We start from the raw sequence: 19,035 nt of genomic DNA on the forward strand, positions 1-19,035 counted from the left end.
ATCGATTATAATCATTATTCTTGGTTGACCGATAGGTCTAAGGCGAAGGGACGGAGGTCACTCATGTCCACCATTCCCGATCGCTCTTCCGGTTCCATTCAGCCCCATCCTGTCGTCTCATCCGATATGTGGCGCTGGGCCTGCGCCGGTCTGTCCGCATCCTTCGTGGGGATCGGTCTGGCGCGCTTCGCCTATACGCCATTGGTCCCGGCGCTGATTGCCGCCAAATGGTTCGCGGCATCCGACGTGATCTATTTCGGTGCCATCAATCTCGTCGCCTATTTCATCGGAGCGGCGGCGGCACGTCCGCTCGCGGCGCGGTTCGGGGCCGTGCCTGTGTTGCGGGCCTCGATGGTGTCCGTTGTTGTCGCCTGCCTCGCTTGCGCAGTGCCGCTGTCCTTCACCTGGTATCTGGTCTGGCGCATTGTCCCAGGCATTGCCGGCGGACTCATCATGGTGCTCGCCGCATCGACCATCCTGCCGCATGTCGCTGCGTCGCGCCGCGGGCTTGTCGGTGGCCTTGTATTCGTCGGCGTTGGCCTCGGCGCGGCCGCGTCGGGAACGCTGGTGCCGCTGCTGCTGCGTGAAGGTCTTGCCGCCTGCTGGATCGGCTTTGCGGTGCTCTCCGCATTGCTGACGGCTGCGAGCTGGCGCAGCTGGCCGCGTGAAACGGGCGAGGGCGCGCATGCCGATCCCGTGCAGCAGCAACTCGGCGTCAAAGCGCGCCGGCTCAACCGTTCCCTCATCGCGGAATACGGTCTCGTCGCCTTCGCGATGGCGCCGCACACGATCTTCCTCGTGGATTATGTAGCTCGCCAACTTGGTCTCGGCATCAATGCAGGTGCTGGCTTTTGGGTGCTGTTCGGATGCGGCGCAGTCATCGGTCCGCTCGTGACCGGCCGCGTCGCGGACAAGATCGGTTTCGGGCGCGCGCTGACATTCAGCTATGCTCTGCTGGCGCTGGCTATCGTCGCTCTACCGCTCGGCACGCACATGCCGGCACTGCCGATCATTTCGAGTGTTGTCGTCGGCGGCTTCACGCCGGGTATCGTGCCGCTCGCCCTTGGCCGCGTGCATGAACTCGTGCCCGGCGATCCCGCCCGGCAGCGCGCCATCTGGGGCCGCGCCGTGACCTGCTTTGCAGGCGGGCAGGCTGCCGGCGCCTACGGTCTGTCGATACTGCTCGCCCATGGCGTCGTGAGCTACGCGACGCTGTTTGTTTTGGCCGCCGCTGCTGCCGTACTTGCGCTGGCGCTCAATCTCATGACTGCACTAACTGTTCGAGAGTGAGGTTCGATTCCGCTAGGGAGCGCCATGCGTATGGCGTTGCGCCGCCTCGCGATCTCGGTTTCGAGATCGCGGATATCAGCGAATTGCTGGCCCTGAGCGAGGGGCCGGATCAGTCCTGCAGGAAGGTTGACGAGATCACCCGTCGGCATCTCACACAGGTCGATCGCCGGATTTCCCAGCTCACTGCGTTGCGCGGCGAGCTTGTGCGTATGGTGGACGAGTGCAGCCACGGCCGCGTCGGTGATTGCAGGGTGATTGAGACGCTGTCGGGCTGATCAGCTGCGCTGTCATTCTCTCGGTCCTGTCGAAATGTTTTCGAGAGCTCTGGTCGGATCCATTCTGTCCGGGAAGGTCTTCGCGCAGGCCTACTGCGCGACGGCCACCCATTGGTCGATGGCCTGTGCCGCATGCGAGACCTCGATGGGAGAGGACCTGAAATTGCTGTGGCCCAGCCGGATCACCAGCGCATAAATCGCTTCCAGTGCAGCCTCTTCGGCATTCGTGACTGGCGGCGAGGTCCCTCCCGTCGCGCGCTCGGTTGCAAGGCTGTTGCAGAGATGCGTCGCCTCGACGTCGGAATGTCGTGAAGCCATTTTCAGGATCGAGCTGCAATATCGTGCTTTGAGCAGGCTGATATGATCACTCATATCGGCATCACTTCGCCTTGCAGTGACAGTCGAGCTTCGCCGCTTCGAGATCCTCGATCAAAATCTTGATGCTTTGACGCGCCAGATTGTCGGCTGGCCCGAGAGCAAATGATCGATAATGCTCGATCCTGAGATCGATTTCGTCGCACTTCTTGCACATGGGACATCCCGATTCAGTCAGCCGGGACCATTTTCGATCTCATCACCGAAGGCCGAGTGCGGTGCGGTGGTGAATGTTAAATCGGCAGCTGATGGAAAGGTTCAGATAAACTTTGCGAAATATTGCAGACGCCTCGGAAATATAAGGCTGGCTATTGGCCCGGGAAGCGCGCATGGTGAGACACCGCTGAACGGCTCCAGGTTTCTATCAGCGATGAGAGCGCCTGAATGCGCTCCCGCCATCCTCTAGCAGGAGCGGTTCACGATGAGACGCAATCCTTTTTCCGAGCGTAACTCCGAAGACATCGTCGCTGATCTCACGCGCGAGGCCGTGACGAGGGCAATGAGAATGCCGGCGGGCGTCGAGCGGGATCGTCTGCTCAGAATCGCCGGCCACGATGACATCCAGGCGAATATCGCCGCCTGGGCCTATTCATCTGGCCTGCAAAAGCCGGTTTGATGGTTGTTTCGCTTCGCCGGACGCATCGACAAACGAACACCCAGCACCGCCGCGCGAGCACATTGGCTTCCGCACAGCTCGATACCATGGCTGACAAAGGCGCTACGACTGCCGATGTCGAACATCGCAAGCAGCGCCTGTTGCGTGGACCGGAAGAGTTTCGGGACAGCAGGTCGGATCATCACTACACAAGGCCTTTCGCGCGGATACCCGCCGAGCGAAGGCTGGTTGACGCCGCGGAGGGAATGGCGGCCTATCGCGAGAGGGAGGCTGTTGCTCTGGCCAATCTGCAGCGCCTCAGGGCGGAGCGTCTTGCCCGAGATCTTGCGCGTGAGCAGGACCTATCGCTCGCAACGGAAACACGGCCTGACAGAAAGAAACGCGGCAACGAGCCTTAGAAAGATCGCATTTGCAGGGCACATACGTCCCATCGACGTTGCATGCGATGCTTTGAACGCTTGGTGTCCTTGGATGACACCGCTGACGAACCTCCTCTTCAAATTCGATCTGAACCGCTTCCGACAGATTTGGAAGTCGATGCCCTATGACCGATTGAAAGGAATCGTCATGCCCACAGGTACCGTAAAATTCTTCGACGCCAATAAAGGCTTTGGCTTCATCGCGCCGGAAGGCGCCAGCCAGGATGTGTTCGTGCACATCTCGGCTGTGGAGCGCGCCGGCCTGCACTCCCTCACCGAGGGACAGAAGGTGAGCTTCGAAGTCGTGAAGGATAAACGCAGCGGCAAGAACGCTGCCGACAATCTTCAGGCTCTCTGATGCGATGACATCCTTGTCACGTCCACGGATGTACTGGACGTGACTTGGACCATGAAAAAGGGCCGCGCATCTGCGCCGGCCCTTTTTTGTTGCCTGGCACATCGCGCCTTGGCGACGGCGACGGGAATGCCTGTCTACCCATCCGCTCTCGCGCGGACTAGACTCAGTAGTCCCAGGAGATCGGCACCCAGCGGAAAGCGTCGCCGTCGATGGCTACGCGACCGGCCGAGGGGAAGGGCAGGTGAGTCGCGACCAGCAGTTCGCCGGTGGCGGCCAGTTCCCGCAGCATGCGGGTCCGTACCCGCGCAGCTTCTTCCGGATCGTGCTCGAAGCCGTTGTGCCAGTCGGGCTGGTCGAAGCCCACGGTGAACACAGCGTCGCCGGCAAAGGTCAGCGCGTCACCGCCGGAGGCGAGACGGACGACGCTATGCCCAGGCGTATGGCCACCGGTACGACGGACGATGACGCCTGGCGCAAGTTCGTACGCGTCTACAAATGTCCGGAAATAGTTTCCGTATTCTGCCATGAACCGTTTGGCCGTCGCCCGCAGCGCGTCCGGGAATCCGTCCGGCATTCTGGTATGTGTGAAATCGGGCGCTTTCCAGAATTCGACCTCGGCCGCAGCCACGTGGATACGCAGGTCCGCACGCATCTTCTCTTTCACGCCTTCGACGAGCAATCCGCCGATATGGTCCATGTGAAGATGGGTGAGCACGATATCGGTGACGCAGCCGAGGTCGATATCGGCCGCGGCTAGACGCTGGATCAACTGTCCGGCCCGCGGCAAGTGCAGGTCGGGATCGAGCCCGAGCCCGGCATCGACGAGGATGATCTGGTCGCCACTGCGCACCACCACCACGTTCAGCGGCCAGTCGGACGCGTCCGGCGGCAGGAACATGTCGTGCATCCAGGCGGCGCGAGCGGCGGGATCGGCATTGTGGCCGAGCATGGTGTTGGGAAGCGGCAGTACGCCGTCGCTGACGACCAGCACGTCGATGTCGCCGATCTTCACCGCATAGCGTGATGGTACCAGCTCGTCGCGCCCCGACCTGATCGGGGCTGGGATCGTATCAAAGCTCATGGGTTTCTCCTTGGCGATCTGCCGGGTGGATTCAATAGTCTGTGTCATCTGTGAGTTCTCCTTGGTAGGTCGACAGGTTTAGGGGACGTCAGAGGTCGGTCACGCGTTCTGGATCGGCGGAGGCAAGCGCTGCGGCGCGCTCGGCTTTCGGCGGATAGATCCAGACGGTGTTGATCTCCTGCTTGGTCTTCTTGGCGACATCGCCGATCATCTCGACGTTGCGATCCCAGCCGCGCGTGAACAGCGCACCGGCTTCGCCGAGATCGAGGCAGGTGACATAGGCCTTCTGGTGATACGGCCGGCTCGGCACGCCCAGGAGTTCGGCGGCGGCGTTGTTACCGGCAAAGGCGCCCATGCGTGTCGCGTGCTGGCACGACATCAGCGCGTAGTTGCCGATGTCGTCGCAGGCGGCGCGGGCGGCATCGCCCGTTGCAAACACGCCAGGCACCGAAGGCACGCGCAAATCGCGGCTGACCAGCAGACGGCCGAAATTATCGCGTTCGGCTGGGATCTGCGTCGTCAGTGGCGCGGCGCGAATGCCGGCCGCCCAGATCACCGTCGCTGCTTCGATATGCTCGCCGTCGGACAGCGTGATGCCGGATGCGTCCAGTGAAGCCACGCCGGCACCGAGTCTGGTTTCCACGCCGAGCTTGCGCAGTGCCTCCTCGATGATCGGACGCGGACCATCGCCCATGTCGGGTGCGATGGCGCTGTTGCGATCGACGATGATGATGCGTAGCTTGGCGTCATTGCCGAGGATCGCGCGAAGTCGCGTCGGAATTTCAGTTGCCGCTTCGATGCCGGTGAAGCCGCCGCCGGCGACCACGACCGTATTGCGTGTGATCGAATCCGGTCGGCGGGCGAGATCGTGCAGATGCTTGTCGAGTGCGATGGCATCGTCGAGACTGTCGACGCTGAAGCCGTGTTCTGCGAGGCCCGGAATATTGGGGCGAAACAGCCGGCTGCCGGTCGCGATGACGAGGCGATCGTATGACAGTGACGTTGGCGTCTTGTCGTTTGCGGCGATCTTGACCATGCGCGCTGCGGTGTCGATCGTCTCGGCACTGCCTTGCACATAGGTCACATCGATAGCCTTGAGCACGTCGAGCAGCGGTGCCGTCAGCGTCTCGGGCTTCGGCTCATAGAGCCGCGGGCGCACCACCAGCGTCGGCTCCGGTGCGACCAGCGCGATTTCGAGCTCGTCAGGCGATACGCCCTTGATGTCGCGCAGGCGTGCAGCAGAGAGTGCGGTATACATGCCGGCGAAGCCGGCGCCGATGATAACAATTCGCATGGGACGTTCTCCTTGGGGTGGGTTGCTCGGTTGCACGCGCGTCATCACCGCCGCGGTCTAGCTGCGGCCCATGTGGTGCGATCGGTGACGATGCGGAGAGGGGACGTGATGAAAGCGAGGCTTATGGCGGCAAGCAGTCCAGCACCGCTGCCAGTTGCAGCGGACGGTCACATCCGTTGCGGCAGATGCGCGAGATCGGCGGCCGATCGCGGAATGTGTAGTTGCGGTCCTTCACCATGATGTAAAATGGCGCGCTGCTTTTATGTATGGGCGGCGCCGGCGGAGGTGCGTCCTGTCCGGCCGAGGTCGTCAAGCGAATGGTGAGCGTTAATCCGTAGATGAGGGCGCTCGCAACGATCCTTCGCGATAGAATGGCGAATGGATCACCGAGGATCTTCCAGGCCATTGCTCGTCTCCCTCTGTTGCTGCGTCAGCATGGAGACGGTTTAGCGGTCCTGATCTGCGGCTGCGCCAGAGCGATTGCTGCCGCTGTAGAGCGATTGCGGTTAGAGCATGATCCCGAAAAGTGGATTCCGGTTTTCGGACAAGATCATGCTCTTACAAATACAAAACTATCGCGTGCGTTGTCGCCAATCGCTTGGGCTTTGTCCGGTGAGCTTCCTGAAGGCGGCTGCGAAAGCGGTCTGCGAGGCATAGCCAAGCGCTGCCGCCACCGACGCGATCGTGAGGTCCGTATAGCGCAGCATGGTCATCGCCTGATCGAGCCGATGTTGCCGCAGCCACGCATGGGGCGACAATCCCGTGCTTTCCTTGAAGGCGCGGCCGAAGTGAAAGCGCGACAGGCCAGCCTCTGCAGCAAGCGCAGATAGCGAGATGTCGGCATCACTGTCCGAGCGCAAACGCTCGATGGCGCGCGTCAGCGTCTTCGGTGCCAGCCCGCCCATCACCGGTTGATGCGGTGCCGGTGAACCTGCATGCGCAGCAAGGAGGCGTGTGGCCAGCAGATCTGTCAGTTGCTGCCTGAACAGTGCATCGAGCGCCGCATTGCCTTCCAGCACGTCGGCGGCGCTGAGCAGGAGGCGTGAGGTGATCGGGTCGGGATGCGCCGTGCGTTCGATAATGTTGGCGGGTGCGCTCGCGTCGGCTTCGTCCGCAATCCGTTTCAGCGTTCGCTCCGGGAGACTCAGAAGAACGAATTCGACAGAGCCGGAAATATCCCATCGCGCGCTTGATCCGGCGGGAATGATCGTGACCGCGCCTGAACGTGCGGTTCCGATCGCAATCGACTGGCCGGAGCGCCGCTCCAGACGCTGCATCGATCCGCTATGCGCCATGATAACATGATCGGCCATGGCGCCGACCACGTCGTGCAAGGAGCCGTGTTTCCAGTGGGCGATGGTGCCGTCGGCCCCGCTTGCAGCCACGCGCAGCGGCGCTGTCTTCGACACCCGTGCCAGCTCTTCGCCTGCAGGGCGTCGCCCGGTCTGTGGCGCGTCGTCGGTCATATCGGATGCGCCTTTCGGAACCTGCAAGGACGTACAAGGCTTGCCCATGACGTTTCCTTCGATTGGTGGTGGTCGTCGCTCCTGTGAGCGCGCTCAGCATGCGCGCGTGCCGGCCGCAAAGCCTTGGAGGGCTCTTGCGGCGGGGTTGGATTTCCCTTGGCTTCCGGTGCAATCGGGGCGTGAATGTGCGGTTTCTGCTCGGGAGGCGCAGTGCCGACTTACGCACACACCACCGCCAACATCTTGCGCCGACTGATAAAAAATCATCGCGCACAATTCGGTGGATGACGCGGCGAGGGGCCACCGGTGATTGCTCCGGCTCCCCGGACATGCTTTATGACGGTTTCGTGACAATGGGCCGCCCGGCGGCTCCGTCACGTTGTCTGTCCTGTTGCCTGGGTGCCCCGCATGATGCGCTTGTTCCGATCCTTTCTGCCGCGGGAGGAGCGGTTTTTCGACCTGTTCGCCCAGCATTCGCGTGCAGTGAGCGAGGGCGCAAAGGCGCTGGCGGGGATGCTGGAAGGCGGCGAGGAAACGCCGGTCTATTGCCAGCGCGTCAACCAGTTCGAGAACGACGCCGACAACATCACGCGTGAAGTGCTGACCGCCGTCCGCCGCTCGTTCATCACCCCGTTCGACCGCATCGACATCAAGAACCTGATCGGCGCGATGGATGATTCCATCGACCAGATGCAGCAGACCGCCAAGGCCGTGATGCTGTTCGAGGTGCGCCAGTTCGAGCCGCCGATGCGCGAGATCGGCACGATCCTGGTGCAATGCGCCGACCTGATCGGCCAGGCCGTGCCGCTGATGGACAAGATCGGCGACAATGTCGGTCTGCTCACCGCGCTCACCGAGGAGATAGGCAAGCTCGAAGGGCGCGTCGATGACCTGCATGACATCGGGCTGAAGGAGCTGTTTCTTAAGCATCGCGACGCCAACACGATGGACTTCGTGGTCGGTGCCGAAATCTACAAGCATCTCGAAAAGATCGCGGATCGCTTTGACGACGTTGCGAACGAGATCAGCAGCATCGTCATCGAGCAAGTGTAAGGGCAGGGCCAGTGGACGCCTCGCTCGCTCTCCCCGTGCTGGTCGGCCTGATCGCCGTCGCACTGCTGTTCGATTTCCTCAACGGGTTGCACGATGCCGCGAATTCCATCGCGACCATCGTTTCGACCCGCGTGCTCCGCCCACAATATGCGGTGTTCTGGGCGGCGTTCTTCAATTTCATCGCCTTCATGGTGTTCGGCCTGCATGTGGCCAACACCATCGGCACCGGGATCATCGATCCCTCAATCATCGATCCCGCAGTGATCTTTGCGGCGCTGATGGGCGCCATCGTGTGGAATCTGATCACCTGGGCGCTCGGCATTCCCTCGTCGTCGTCGCATGCGCTGATCGGCGGTTTGCTCGGGGCAGGTCTTGCGAAAGCCGGGCTCTCTGCCGCTGTGTGGAGCGGGCTGCTCAAGGCGCTGCTGGCCATCGTGCTGTCACCGCTGGTGGGCTTCCTGCTGGCGCTGGTGCTGGTGGCGATCGTGTCCTGGGCCTCGGTGCGCTCTACGCCCTTTGCCGTCGATCGTGCCTTCCGCGTGCTGCAATTCGTCTCGGCCTCGCTCTATTCGCTCGGCCATGGTGGCAATGACGCGCAGAAGACCATGGGCATCATCGCTGTGCTGCTTTATTCGCAGGGCTATCTCGGCAGCGAATTCTCGGTGCCGTTCTGGGTGGTGATCTCGTGCCAGGCCGCGATGGCGCTGGGCACACTGATGGGCGGCTGGCGCATCGTCCGCACCATGGGCCTGCGCATCACCAAGCTGACCCCGATGCAGGGTTTTTGCGCCGAGACCGGCGGTGCGGCGACCCTGTTCGCGGCGACCTTCATGGGCGTGCCGGTGTCCACCACCCACACCATCACCGGCTCCATCGTCGGCGTCGGCGCGGCGCGGCGTGTTTCAGCGGTGCGCTGGAACGTGGCGAGCTCGATCGTCTATGCCTGGGTGATCACGATTCCGGCGGCTGCGATCGTCGCGGCCGTGACATGGTGGGCGGTGAAGCTGCTGCATCTGAGCTTTATCTGACAAACACTCCCAACCCGTCATCCTGAGGTGCTCGCCTTCTTAGGCGAGCCTCGAAGGATGCGGCCACGAACTCCGACGCGTGCGGCCATCCTTCGAGGCTCGCAAACGCTCGCACCTCAGGATGACGGCGGAGTGGAGAGCTCCCTTCAGCTGACCAGCTTGAGCCCGGCAATCCCGGCCACGATCAGGCCGATACAGGCGATCCGCGCCACCGTGGCGGGGTCGCCGAACAGGTAGATCCCCAGCGCCGCGGTGCCGACCGCACCGATGCCGGTCCAGACCGCATAGGCGGTTCCCATCGGCAGTTCCTTCAGCGCCAGCGCCAGCATGCCCACCGACGCCGCCATGCTGGTCAGCGTCAGCACGGATGGCACGAGCTTGGTAAAACCCTCGGTATATTTGAGACCCACGGCCCAGCCGACCTCGAGCAGGCCGGCAACGAACAGAATGAACCAGGCCATGGAAGGGCCTCCCTGTGAACAGGCAGGGCCGTCCCTGCAGTGAATGAAAATTTGGAGGTCGTCCTCGCGGGCTTTATATGGGGTCCTGATGCGCCCGCCGCAACGCGGCCGAAGGTCGCCGCATCCCGCCAAAAACCCTTGAAATCGCTCCCTTTCCCTGCCACAGCCTCGCCATGTCCGACACCGCCGCCATTTCCAATTCCGCCGCGTCTCCGCTCGCCCTCGAAGTGGCGCGCCGCCGCACCTTTGCGATCATCTCGCATCCTGACGCCGGCAAGACCACGCTGACGGAAAAGCTGCTGCTGTTCGGCGGCGCCATCAATCTCGCCGGCCAGGTCAAGGCCAAGGGCGAGCGCCGCAACACGCGCTCCGACTGGATGAAGATCGAGCGCGACCGCGGCATCTCCGTCGTCACCTCGGTGATGACCTTCGAATTCCAGGGCCATGTCTTCAACCTGCTGGACACGCCCGGCCACGAAGACTTCTCGGAAGACACGTACAGAACGCTCACCGCGGTCGACTCCGCGATCATGGTGATCGACGCCGCCAAGGGCATCGAGGCGCGCACGCTGAAACTGATCGAGGTCTGCCGCCTGCGCGACATCCCGATCATCACCTTCGTCAACAAGATGGACCGCGAGAGCCGCGACATCTTCGATCTCCTGGACGAGATCGAGAAGACGCTGGCGCTGGATACCGTGCCGATCAACTGGCCCGTCGGCCGCGGCCGCGATTTCGTCGGCACCTATGACATCGAGACCGGCGGTATCCGCCTGCTCGAAGGCGGCGGCGCCAAGACCGGCGCCGGCGAGAAGATCGAAATCTCCGAACTCGCCAGCCGCAACACCAATCTCGACGCCGATGAAATCGCCGGCGAACTCGAACTCGTCAAGGAAGCCGGCAAGCCGTTCGACCTGCAGGCGTTTCGCGAGGGCCACATGACCCCGGTCTATTTCGGCTCGGCGCTGCGCAATTTTGGCGTCGGCGACCTGCTCGAAGGCCTTGGCCGTTTCGCCCCGTCGCCGCGCGCGCAAGAAGCGGATATCCGCAAGGTGGAAGCCGAGGAGCCGCGCATGTCGGCCTTCGTGTTCAAGATCCAGGCGAATATGGATCCCAACCACCGCGACCGCATCGCCTTCGCGCGCCTGTGCTCGGGCAAGCTCACCCGCGGCATGAAGGCCAAGCTGGTGCGCACCGGCAAGAACATGTCGCTGTCGTCGCCGCAATTCTTCTTCGCCCAGGACCGCGCCATCGCGGACGAAGCCTATGCCGGCGACGTGGTCGGCATTCCCAATCACGGCACGCTGCGCATCGGCGACACGTTGACGGACGGCGAGGACATCACCTTCATCGGCGTGCCGTCATTCGCGCCGGAAATCGTCCGCCGCGTCCGCCTCGGCGATGCCATGAAGGCCAAGAAACTCAAGGAAGCCCTGCAGCAGATGTCGGAAGAGGGCGTCGTGCAGGTGTTTCGTCCGCGCGACGGCGCGCCGGCCCTGGTCGGCGTCGTCGGCCCGCTGCAGCTCGACGTGCTCAAAGCGCGCCTCGATGCGGAATATCAGTTGCCCGTGAGCTTCGAGATTTCGGAATTCTCGCTGGCGCGCTGGATCTCGTCGGAAGACGCCAAGAAGCTCGACACCTTCATGAACGCCAACAATTCCGGCGTTGCCGACGACGTCGACAACGATCCCGTGTTCCTGGCCAAGAACGACTTCTATCTGAACTACACGAAAGAGCGCGCGGAAGGCATCGTGTTCTCGAGTGTGAAGGATGTGAAGAAGAAGGGGTGACGGTGCATGCGTAGGATGGGTGGAGCGTAGCGAAACCCATCACAACACGCACGGAACGCGCGGTGATGGGTTTCGCTCCGGCGCTCTGCGCCTGCGTTCTACCCATCCTACGAATTGCGCGCATCGGCTACGCCGCTGCCGTGTCCAGTTCATACGGTTTGATCAGCAATTCCAGTGGAAGCTTCCAGGCCTCGTTGAGGCGACGGATCATCTCGATCGAAAGCGGTCGCTTGCGATTAAGAACTTCAGACGCGCGGGACCTGGAGCCCAGCAGCTCTGCAAGTTCGGCTTGCGTGTGACCGAATTCATCAATCGCGAACTGTAGCAGATGAATCGGGTCCATCGTGTCGTCGGTGGGCCAGCGTGCGTCCTCATAGCGATCCACGAGCGTGGCAAGAATGTCGAGTTTGTCGCCGTCCTCGGTGCCCGCCGTCGCGCCCCACAGCCGACCAATCTCCGCCACGGCGGCGTCGTAATCCTGTTCAGTCCGAATCGGGCGAATATCCATTGCGGCCTCCTAGAACATCGAGACGCGCAAAGCGTCGATGGCATCATATTCATCATGGGTGCCCAGAAACTTGATCCAGGCGATCTGATGGGAAAAATCGAAGGCGACGATCATTCTGTAGTTGCCGCCAGCGATTTCAAACCTCGCACGATCGGCGTTCAAAATCTTGGCTTTGGGAAACGCTCTTGCGACATCGTCCATGGTTGTGAACTGCGCAGCTCTGAAGACCTGCTGCCATCGCTTCAACGAAGGCGCCGTTTCAGGATGGATCCTCCAAAAAGCGGCCAAAGTGCTTCGTTTGATGATCCTCATCATGGAATGTTCCCGTATTGGGAACGTTTGTCAATTGTTTTGCTCGACTATCTTTCTGATACTCCCCAGCCCCAATTCCGCCTCCGCATCGATCCGTGCCATGATCTCCGCGCTTGCTTCCTTCGGTCGGGCCGGGTTGCGCACCGTGCGGATGAATTTCGTGCCGCCATCCACCTCGTGACAGACATATTGCACCACGATCGGCCCGATCGCGCTCATATGCGTCAGGCCGATCCATAGCCGCGGGCGTTCGCAGGCGATCACCAGCCAGTCGAGCGAAACAGGGCCGGAGCGGGTCGACCAGTGTTCGTGAAACGTGTCGCCGAAGCCCATCGGGCGGTCGTCGCAGTCGATCTCGTGGGAGGAGGGCAGCCATTCCGGCCATGATTTCGGATTGGTGACATAGTCGAACACGGTCTCGGCCGGCGCTGCGATCACGATGGAGTGGCTGCGCTCGAATGGATGCGTGGCGCCCTGCGGCTTGAGATCGATGGTGGACATTGCTGAATTTCCCCCTTTGAAACGCCGTCATGGCCGGGCTCGTCCCGGTCATTCGCGCTTTCTTTTGTTGCTACCTTGCAAGACGTAGATGCCCGGACAAGCCCGGGCATGACGGAGTGGAATTGCGGGTGACGGAGAATTGACGACGCTGCGCTGATGGCAGATCGATCTCGTGCGTTAGAGTCCCATGATGTGCGTTCGCTTGCTCATTCTTGCCATGATGGCCGTGGCCTCGGCCGCCTATGCCGAGCCGCGCCGCCTGCGCGCGGGGGAGGCGGTGCCGTTCTCGCATGCGCCATGCAGCTTGCTCGATGGCCCGCCTTGCGCGCCCTATATCTGCAGCCTGCTGGATGATGCTGGGCCGTGCATGTCCGAGATCGACCATCCCATCGGCCAGAACCTGCAGGTCACGGTGATGACCGTGCCGCCCGAGGACAAGGCCGACTGGTATCGCCGGCCCGAGCACGATCTCGATAATCTCGGCGATCTCTTCGCGGCGCTGCGGTCCTGCTGGACGCCGCCGGCGCGCGATGTCGCCCGCGCGGGGATGCAGATGTCGGTGATGTTCTCGTTCAACCGCGCCGGCATGCCGATTGCGCCGCCGCGGGTTACTTTTGCCTCGCAGGATGCGCCGAAGGAGGCACGCGACATCTATCTCAAGGCGATCAATGACTCGCTGAATGGCTGCCTGCCGATGAAGCTCACCAAGGGGCTCGGCGGCGCCATTGCCGGACGGCCGATCATGATCCGCTATGTCGACAATCGCGAACCCGGCGAGGGGGCAGGGCCGGTGCGCTGAATTGCGACGATGTGGCTTTGAACCGGTTTGGCGCCTGCTGCGACTGATCGAAACCACAGTGGAATCCGCTGCGGAATGTCATCACTCATGCACGCTGATTGGAGTCTCGGATGTTGAAATGGTTGGGCTGCACCGCCGTCGCCGCATTGTTCGCGATCGTCCAGGTCGAACCGAGCCTCGCCCAGAGCGCAGCGCCGGCCGAGAAGGCCGAGCCGGCTGCGACAACGGAGAAGACTGCGGACAAGCCCGCGGTAGACAAGGCGGCCGAGAAGCCGGCGGACAAGCCCGTTGCCGAGAAGCCGGCCGCCGAGCGTTCAACCACCGACAAGGCAGCGACGGAAAAACCCGCCGAGAAGGAAGCCGTGCGTTCGCCGACCAAGCCGGCGGCTTCGACCCCGGCCGCTGACAAGGCCGCAGTTGCTGACGACGAGAAGCCGAAGAAGAAACCGAAGAAGATGACCCGCCAGCAGGAGCTGGATCACTCCATCGACACCGGCACGGTGCCTGCGCGCTATCGCAGCCAAGTGCCGAAGGAATATCACCAGTTCATCCCGTTCGCGAAGCAGTAGTTCAAAGCGCTGTCGCTTCTTGCCGTCTTCCCGCGCTTGAGCGGGCAGATGGTAGGAGCGCGCTTCGTTCAGTCCTCATCCAGCCGCAAAATCCCGCGACAGCGGGCGCCGCTCGCGTCCGTAATCTGTGGGCGCGCGTGTTTTCCTTTGATTTTTCTCAGCATCATCCGCGTTTCTGCCGACGGTGTCGTGATAGTCCGGCGGATATAACGAATCCGCTCGGGCTGAGCGGGGCTGGGGAATGCGAGAATGCGTATCATCTACAAGACAATGCTGTTGTCATCGGTGGCATCGGCTGCGATCAGCTGTGCAGCGCTGGCGCAGGACAGGCAGGGTGTTTATCAGCTCGGTGAAATCGTCGTCACCGGTGCGCGCAACAGCAGCGAAACGGGCATCAGCGAATCCGTCGTCACCCGCGAGGACGTCTGGAATTTCGACAAGAAGTCGCTCGATCAGGCCGTCAGTCTCATCCCCGGCGTCAGTGCCAATCTCGATGCCAACGGCCGCCGCAATGAAAGCGACATCTATGTCCGCGGCTTCAACCGCCAGCAGGTGCCGCTGACCATCGATGGCGTGCGTGTCTATCTGCCCGCCGACAACCGTCTCGATTTCAGCCGCTTCATGATGTCGGACATTTCCGAGGTGCAGATCCAGAAGGGCTACTCCTCGGTGCTGAGCGGCCCCGGTGGCATGGGCGGCGCCATCAATCTCGTCACGCGCAAGCCGGCGAAGCCGTTCGAGGCCGAATTCCAGAGCGGGTTGTCGTTCGGCGGCAAGGGCGAGTTTCAGGGCTGGAATAGCTACGCGTCTGCCGGTACGCGTCAGGAGGGCTACTATGTCCAGGGTAGCGCGAGCTATCTCAATCGCGATTTCTGGACCATGTCGGACAATTACAATCCGACGCCCGGTTCGCTCGAAGACGGCGGCAAGCGCGGCAGCTCCGACAGCCGCGACTGGAGCATCAATGCCAAGGTTGGCATCACGCCGAACGCCACCGACGAATATTCGATCAATTTCATCAAGCAGTCCGGCGAGAAGGGCGCGCCGCTCAACGTCAATAATAACCCGCCGGTGCCGGCGAACAACTATTGGCGCTGGCCGCTCTGGGACCTGCAGAACATCGCGTTTCTCTCCAACACGGCGCTCGGCGACGCGTCCTATGTGAAGACCAAGTTCTTCTACAATACGTTCAACAACGGCGTCGATGCGTTCGACAACATCAACTATACCACGCAATCCCAAAACGGCCGTTTCATCAGCCGCTATGCGGACAAGGCCTATGGCGGCAGCACCGAGATCGGCACCGATCTCATTCCGATGAATTCGCTGAAGGCCGCGCTGCACTACCGCGCCGACCAGCACAGCGAATACAATCACAACCGGCCGACCAGTGCGCAATTCCAGTCGCTCGAGCCGACGCAGTATCAGGAGCAGACGACCTGGTCGGTCGCGGCCGAGAACACGTTCCACGCTACGCGCAATATCGATCTGGTCGGTGGCGTCAGCTACGACAAATACTGGATCAGCAAAGCCGAGGACTTCAACAGCACCACCGCGCAGCTGTTTGAATATCCGAAGGGCGGCTCCACGGCGTTCAACTGGCAGAGCGCTGCCATCTGGCGTTACAGCGACACTGGCCAGCTCAATGTCAGCGTGTCGGACCGTGCCCGTTTTCCGACGATTTTCGAACTCTACAGCACGCGTTTCGGAACGGCGACGCCGAACCCGAATCTCGGGCCAGAGCGCGCGACCAACTATGAAATCGGCTGGAAGGACTATCTCACCTCGGATATCCGCGCGTCCGGCGCGATTTTCTACAGCGACGTCACCGACATGATCCAGACGGTGCAGATCGGGCCCGGCATCACGCAGACACAGAATGTCGGCAACGGAAATTTCTACGGCTATGAGGTTTCGCTCGATGCACAGGTCAATGCGCAGCTGAAGGTCGGCGGCAACTACACCTATCTGTATCGGACCATCACTGATCCTGGTCAGCCCAATCTGCAGCCGACCGGCGTGCCCACGCATAAGGCGTTCTTGTATCTGGCATGGAAGCCGACCGACCGCCTCACCATCACGCCGAGCCTCGAAATCGCCAGCGCACGCTGGAGCGATGTCTCGACCAATCCGGTCCAGGCTTTCCCTTATGTCATGACCGGCGCCTATACGATGGCGAATGTGCAGATGGACTATAAGGTCGCGCAGAATTTCGACATCGGCGCCGGCGTGCGTAATCTGCTCGACCAGAACTACGAACTGTCCTGGGGCCTGCCGCAGCCCGGCCGGAATTACTATCTCAAGGCGCGCATGACGTTCTGATCGGAGCCGAACGGAAACACGGATTTAGCCCGAACGGACTTGCGGTCCGTTCGGGCTATCGCAGAGAGAGAATATTCGCGGCGTTCCCGAGGGGCGATCAATCGGCGGGGAGCACGGCGAGGCTGATACTGGCGTCGTTCACGTCGGACACCTGCACAACGAGTGGTCCTGCGGAAAGGTCGTATTTCACCGACTTCCGCATACCGTTGCAGCTTGTTGCGCCGCTGTGATCGATCGAATTCAGCCGCTTGTCGTTCTGCACGACATCGATCCAGGCGCGAGACGACAGATTGACGGTGTAGACGCCCGCTTTCGAAGGGCCCTTGAAGCTGACGAAACCTGCGAAACTGCCTTCTCTTGGTTTTCTTTCGGGCGCCATCGGCAGCTCTGCCTTGGTGTGACGTTTCAATTCCAGTATCGCCGCGGCCGGAATCTGTAACTCGCCACCTGAGGCCATCTTGGCGCGATCTGGTGCCGACAATACTGCAATGGCTTTATCGGCCGGCCATTTGAATTTGTCGCAGCCACCTTGCTCGGCGGCCCATGCGGGCGCTGTGCCCAGCAGGCAAATGGCGATGATCAGACGGGCTTGCATGACCAGTCCTCCGTGTTCATGAGGTTAAAGGGATAGCAACCGCCGTTGGCTCGTTCAGCCGCCCGCTTACGGCGTGACGGCGCGGTGTTTTAGCCCAGCCTCGCAACACGACGATAGAAGCCAGATCAAACGCAGAGTTGTAGGGCGGACACGTCGCTACGTTCCTTTGCCCACCCTACGGGACTGGCCGCCCTACGGCCGCCTTCACTCGATCCTGATCCCCGCCGCCTTGATCACGTCGGCCCACAGCGCCTTTTCGTCATTGATGCGCTTCTTCAATTGCTCCGGCGTGGTCGGCGACGGCGTGATCAGTTGCGCCTTCAGCTTCTCGATCACCGCCGGCTCGGTCAGCGTCTTGCGCACCTCCGCATTGATGGCGGTCACCACGTCCTTGGACAGCCCGCCCGGACCGACCAGCGCATTCCACGCGTCAGACTGCACATCCACGCCGCTTTCCTTCAGCGTCGGCACATCCGGTAGGAACTGCGAGCGCTGTGCCGTCGTCACCGCGAGGATCTTCACTGCACCGGTTGCAAGCTGAGGCGTCACGCCGATGGCCGGCAGGCACGCCACCTGTACATCGCCGCGGATAAGCGCCGTGGTCGCGGCAGGCGAGGAGGGATAGGGGATGTGCACCATCTTCACCCCGGCCTTCTGCGCGATCGCTTCCATGCAGATCTGCGACAGCGTGCCGACGCCGATGGAGCCATAAGCGAGGCCCTTGTTGTCTGCTTTCGCCTTGGCCAGCAGCTCCGCCACCGAATTGACGCCGAGGCTGGTGGGCACCGCTAGCGCGCTCGGCAACTGCGTCAGCAGCGTGATCGGCGCGATGTCGGTGTCGGGATTATAGGGCAGCTTGGCAAACAGCAGCGTGTTGATCGCCAGCGGGCCGCCGAGCGAGATGCCGATCGTCGCGCCATCCGGCGCCGCCTTGGCAATCGCATCGGTGCCGATATTGCCGGAGGCACCGGGTTTATTCTCCACCACGAAATTGGTGCCGGGATGCCTGGCCTGCAGGCTGTCGGCCAGCACGCGGCCGACAATATCCGGGCTGGCACCGGCGCCGAACGGCACGATGATGCGCACCAGTTTTGGCGGCCACACGGCCTGCGCAAAGGCTGCGTTCGGCGCGGCGAGCAGCAGCGCTGCAGCGAGCGCCATGCGCGCCCGGGCGGAGGTGGTGACTTTTCGCAGCATTGCGCGTTTCCCCAGAAAAGTGATACCGGACAGCGTCCTGACGCCGTGGGCGACGGGACCATAATTGGAATTTCGGGGCGAGCAACCCATCCGGCACGCAACCGCCCTGCGAGAGGACCAAGATCATGAGGCGGCTGTCATGGGCTTGAGCGTGATGATCCTTGGCCTCGTGCTGTTTCTCGGCATCCATCTCTTCATCACCAGGCGCGATGCGCGCGCCGACCTGATCGCGCGGATCGGCGAGGGCGGCTACAAGGTCGCCTTCTCGCTGGTCTCAGCCGTCGGCCTGGTGCTGATCGTCTGGGGCTATGCCAATTACCGCGCCAATGGCTGGATCGATGTCTGGTATCCGCCGGTGGCGATGAAGCACATCACGATCCTGCTGATGCTGCCGGCGGTGATCATGATCGCCGCGTCCTATATCCGCGGCCGCATCTACACCACGCTGAAACATCCGATGCTGGCCGGCATTAAATTGTGGGCTCTGTCGCATCTGCTCGCCAATGGCGATCTCGGCTCGATCATCCTGTTCGGTTCGTTTCTCGCCTGGGCGGTGATCGATCGCATCTCGCTGAAGCGTCGGCCCGACAGCGGCGCACCGCCGATTCCTGTCGGTGGTGCCGGCAATGATGCGATCGCGGTCGGCGTCGGTGTCGTCGCCTATCTTGCCTTGGCATTCGCCTTCCACCCCGTGGTGATCGGCATGCCTGTGTTCGGAGCCTAAGA

At 62.0% G+C, this 19,035-nt stretch carries 23 protein-coding genes; 11 read left to right on the forward strand and 12 right to left on the reverse strand.

Annotation, left to right across the window (positions count from 1 at the left end; translation table 11 throughout):
• The first annotated feature begins 63 nt into the window (after positions 1 to 63).
• On the forward strand, positions 64 to 1,290 hold the full coding sequence (locus tag RPMA_RS13100; RefSeq protein WP_249225656.1) for a YbfB/YjiJ family MFS transporter: 1,227 nt from the start codon (positions 64 to 66) through the stop codon (positions 1,288 to 1,290).
• A complete protein-coding gene (locus RPMA_RS13105) occupies positions 1,287 to 1,565 on the forward strand; it encodes a MerR family DNA-binding protein (RefSeq protein WP_211913206.1) in 279 nt (92 codons plus the stop codon). Before RPMA_RS13100 ends, RPMA_RS13105 begins: the two co-directional genes overlap by 4 nt.
• 90 nt (positions 1,566 to 1,655) lie before the next feature.
• On the opposite strand, the gene RPMA_RS13110 is transcribed toward RPMA_RS13105, so the two are convergent.
• Together RPMA_RS13110 and RPMA_RS13115 are read right to left on the reverse strand one after the other, a co-directional pair.
• The gene (locus RPMA_RS13110; RefSeq protein ID WP_211913207.1) at positions 1,656 to 1,937 is read right to left on the reverse strand and encodes a hypothetical protein; all 282 of its coding nucleotides are present in this window, start codon (positions 1,935 to 1,937) and stop codon (positions 1,656 to 1,658) included.
• A 7-nt stretch (positions 1,938 to 1,944) separates the two neighbouring features.
• Positions 1,945 to 2,097: a hypothetical protein gene (locus tag RPMA_RS13115; RefSeq protein ID WP_211913208.1), complete on the reverse strand. Its 153-nt coding sequence runs from the start codon at positions 2,095 to 2,097 to the stop codon at positions 1,945 to 1,947.
• A 264-nt stretch (positions 2,098 to 2,361) separates the two neighbouring features.
• Here RPMA_RS13115 and RPMA_RS13120 point away from each other — a divergent pair, with 264 nt between their 5' ends.
• Positions 2,362 to 2,556, forward strand: coding sequence for a hypothetical protein (locus RPMA_RS13120; protein ID WP_211913209.1), 195 nt, complete (start codon positions 2,362 to 2,364; stop codon positions 2,554 to 2,556).
• Between the two features lie 567 nt (positions 2,557 to 3,123).
• The gene (locus RPMA_RS13125) at positions 3,124 to 3,333 is read left to right on the forward strand and encodes a cold-shock protein (protein ID WP_211913640.1); all 210 of its coding nucleotides are present in this window, start codon (positions 3,124 to 3,126) and stop codon (positions 3,331 to 3,333) included.
• 163 nt (positions 3,334 to 3,496) lie between these two features.
• On the opposite strand, the gene RPMA_RS13130 is transcribed toward RPMA_RS13125, so the two are convergent.
• The 4 genes from RPMA_RS13130 to RPMA_RS13145 form a co-directional block, all read right to left on the reverse strand.
• Positions 3,497 to 4,462 carry an MBL fold metallo-hydrolase gene (locus RPMA_RS13130; RefSeq protein ID WP_211913210.1) on the reverse strand — a complete coding sequence of 322 codons (966 nt, stop codon included), beginning with the start codon at positions 4,460 to 4,462 and terminating at the stop codon, positions 3,497 to 3,499.
• 40 nt (positions 4,463 to 4,502) lie between these two features.
• Positions 4,503 to 5,708 (reverse strand): NAD(P)/FAD-dependent oxidoreductase, encoded by a 1,206-nt coding sequence (locus tag RPMA_RS13135; RefSeq protein ID WP_211913211.1) that lies wholly within the window; start codon positions 5,706 to 5,708, stop codon positions 4,503 to 4,505.
• A gap of 121 nt (positions 5,709 to 5,829) precedes the next feature.
• Positions 5,830 to 6,114, reverse strand: coding sequence for a hypothetical protein (locus tag RPMA_RS13140; protein WP_211913212.1), 285 nt, complete (start codon positions 6,112 to 6,114; stop codon positions 5,830 to 5,832).
• Between the two features lie 166 nt (positions 6,115 to 6,280).
• Complete coding sequence (locus RPMA_RS13145) at positions 6,281 to 7,174, reverse strand: helix-turn-helix transcriptional regulator (protein WP_249225658.1); 894 nt, start codon at positions 7,172 to 7,174, stop codon at positions 6,281 to 6,283.
• Positions 7,175 to 7,582: 408 nt separating this feature from the next.
• On the opposite strand from RPMA_RS13145, the gene RPMA_RS13150 reads away from it, so the two are divergent.
• Positions 7,583 to 8,227 (forward strand): DUF47 domain-containing protein, encoded by a 645-nt coding sequence (locus RPMA_RS13150; RefSeq protein WP_211913214.1) that lies wholly within the window; start codon positions 7,583 to 7,585, stop codon positions 8,225 to 8,227.
• Positions 8,228 to 8,238: 11 nt separating this feature from the next.
• On the forward strand, positions 8,239 to 9,255 hold the full coding sequence (locus tag RPMA_RS13155) for an inorganic phosphate transporter (RefSeq protein ID WP_211913215.1): 1,017 nt from the start codon (positions 8,239 to 8,241) through the stop codon (positions 9,253 to 9,255).
• 146 nt (positions 9,256 to 9,401) lie between these two features.
• Here the strand turns inward: RPMA_RS13155 and sugE are convergent, their stop codons facing one another.
• Positions 9,402 to 9,716 carry a quaternary ammonium compound efflux SMR transporter SugE gene (gene sugE / locus RPMA_RS13160; RefSeq protein ID WP_211913216.1) on the reverse strand — a complete coding sequence of 105 codons (315 nt, stop codon included), beginning with the start codon at positions 9,714 to 9,716 and terminating at the stop codon, positions 9,402 to 9,404.
• Between the two features lie 173 nt (positions 9,717 to 9,889).
• Here sugE and RPMA_RS13165 point away from each other — a divergent pair, with 173 nt between their 5' ends.
• Positions 9,890 to 11,506, forward strand: a complete 1,617-nt coding sequence (locus RPMA_RS13165) for a peptide chain release factor 3 (RefSeq protein WP_211913217.1) — start codon at positions 9,890 to 9,892, stop codon at positions 11,504 to 11,506.
• Positions 11,507 to 11,633: 127 nt separating this feature from the next.
• Here RPMA_RS13165 and RPMA_RS13170 read toward each other — a convergent pair whose 3' ends face one another.
• The 3 genes from RPMA_RS13170 to RPMA_RS13180 are packed head-to-tail and all read right to left on the reverse strand — an operon-like array spanning position 11,634 to position 12,827.
• Entirely contained in the window at positions 11,634 to 12,014 is a 381-nt protein-coding gene (locus RPMA_RS13170; protein WP_211913218.1) for a helix-turn-helix domain-containing protein, read from the reverse strand.
• A gap of 9 nt (positions 12,015 to 12,023) precedes the next feature.
• On the reverse strand, positions 12,024 to 12,329 hold the full coding sequence (locus RPMA_RS13175) for a type II toxin-antitoxin system HigB family toxin (RefSeq protein WP_249225659.1): 306 nt from the start codon (positions 12,327 to 12,329) through the stop codon (positions 12,024 to 12,026).
• Between the two features lie 27 nt (positions 12,330 to 12,356).
• Positions 12,357 to 12,827 carry an SRPBCC family protein gene (locus RPMA_RS13180; RefSeq protein ID WP_211913219.1) on the reverse strand — a complete coding sequence of 157 codons (471 nt, stop codon included), beginning with the start codon at positions 12,825 to 12,827 and terminating at the stop codon, positions 12,357 to 12,359.
• A 187-nt stretch (positions 12,828 to 13,014) separates the two neighbouring features.
• Here RPMA_RS13180 and RPMA_RS13185 point away from each other — a divergent pair, with 187 nt between their 5' ends.
• From RPMA_RS13185 to RPMA_RS13195, 3 genes are all read left to right on the forward strand, one after another.
• A complete protein-coding gene (locus RPMA_RS13185) occupies positions 13,015 to 13,626 on the forward strand; it encodes a hypothetical protein (RefSeq protein ID WP_408056527.1) in 612 nt (203 codons plus the stop codon).
• A gap of 110 nt (positions 13,627 to 13,736) precedes the next feature.
• The gene (locus RPMA_RS13190) at positions 13,737 to 14,195 is read left to right on the forward strand and encodes a hypothetical protein (protein WP_211913882.1); all 459 of its coding nucleotides are present in this window, start codon (positions 13,737 to 13,739) and stop codon (positions 14,193 to 14,195) included.
• 249 nt (positions 14,196 to 14,444) lie between these two features.
• Complete coding sequence (locus RPMA_RS13195) at positions 14,445 to 16,517, forward strand: TonB-dependent receptor plug domain-containing protein (RefSeq protein ID WP_211913220.1); 2,073 nt, start codon at positions 14,445 to 14,447, stop codon at positions 16,515 to 16,517.
• 97 nt (positions 16,518 to 16,614) lie between these two features.
• On the opposite strand, the gene RPMA_RS13200 is transcribed toward RPMA_RS13195, so the two are convergent.
• Both RPMA_RS13200 and RPMA_RS13205 read right to left on the reverse strand, forming a co-directional pair.
• Positions 16,615 to 17,112 (reverse strand): hypothetical protein, encoded by a 498-nt coding sequence (locus tag RPMA_RS13200; protein WP_211913221.1) that lies wholly within the window; start codon positions 17,110 to 17,112, stop codon positions 16,615 to 16,617.
• A gap of 204 nt (positions 17,113 to 17,316) precedes the next feature.
• Positions 17,317 to 18,309: a Bug family tripartite tricarboxylate transporter substrate binding protein gene (locus RPMA_RS13205; RefSeq protein WP_408056528.1), complete on the reverse strand. Its 993-nt coding sequence runs from the start codon at positions 18,307 to 18,309 to the stop codon at positions 17,317 to 17,319.
• A gap of 139 nt (positions 18,310 to 18,448) precedes the next feature.
• Here RPMA_RS13205 and RPMA_RS13210 point away from each other — a divergent pair, with 139 nt between their 5' ends.
• Complete coding sequence (locus RPMA_RS13210; RefSeq protein WP_211913222.1) at positions 18,449 to 19,033, forward strand: NnrU family protein; 585 nt, start codon at positions 18,449 to 18,451, stop codon at positions 19,031 to 19,033.
• Positions 19,034 to 19,035: the final 2 nt, after the last annotated feature.

Source organism: Tardiphaga alba (genome assembly GCF_018279705.1).
GTDB lineage: Bacteria > Pseudomonadota > Alphaproteobacteria > Rhizobiales > Xanthobacteraceae > Tardiphaga > Tardiphaga alba.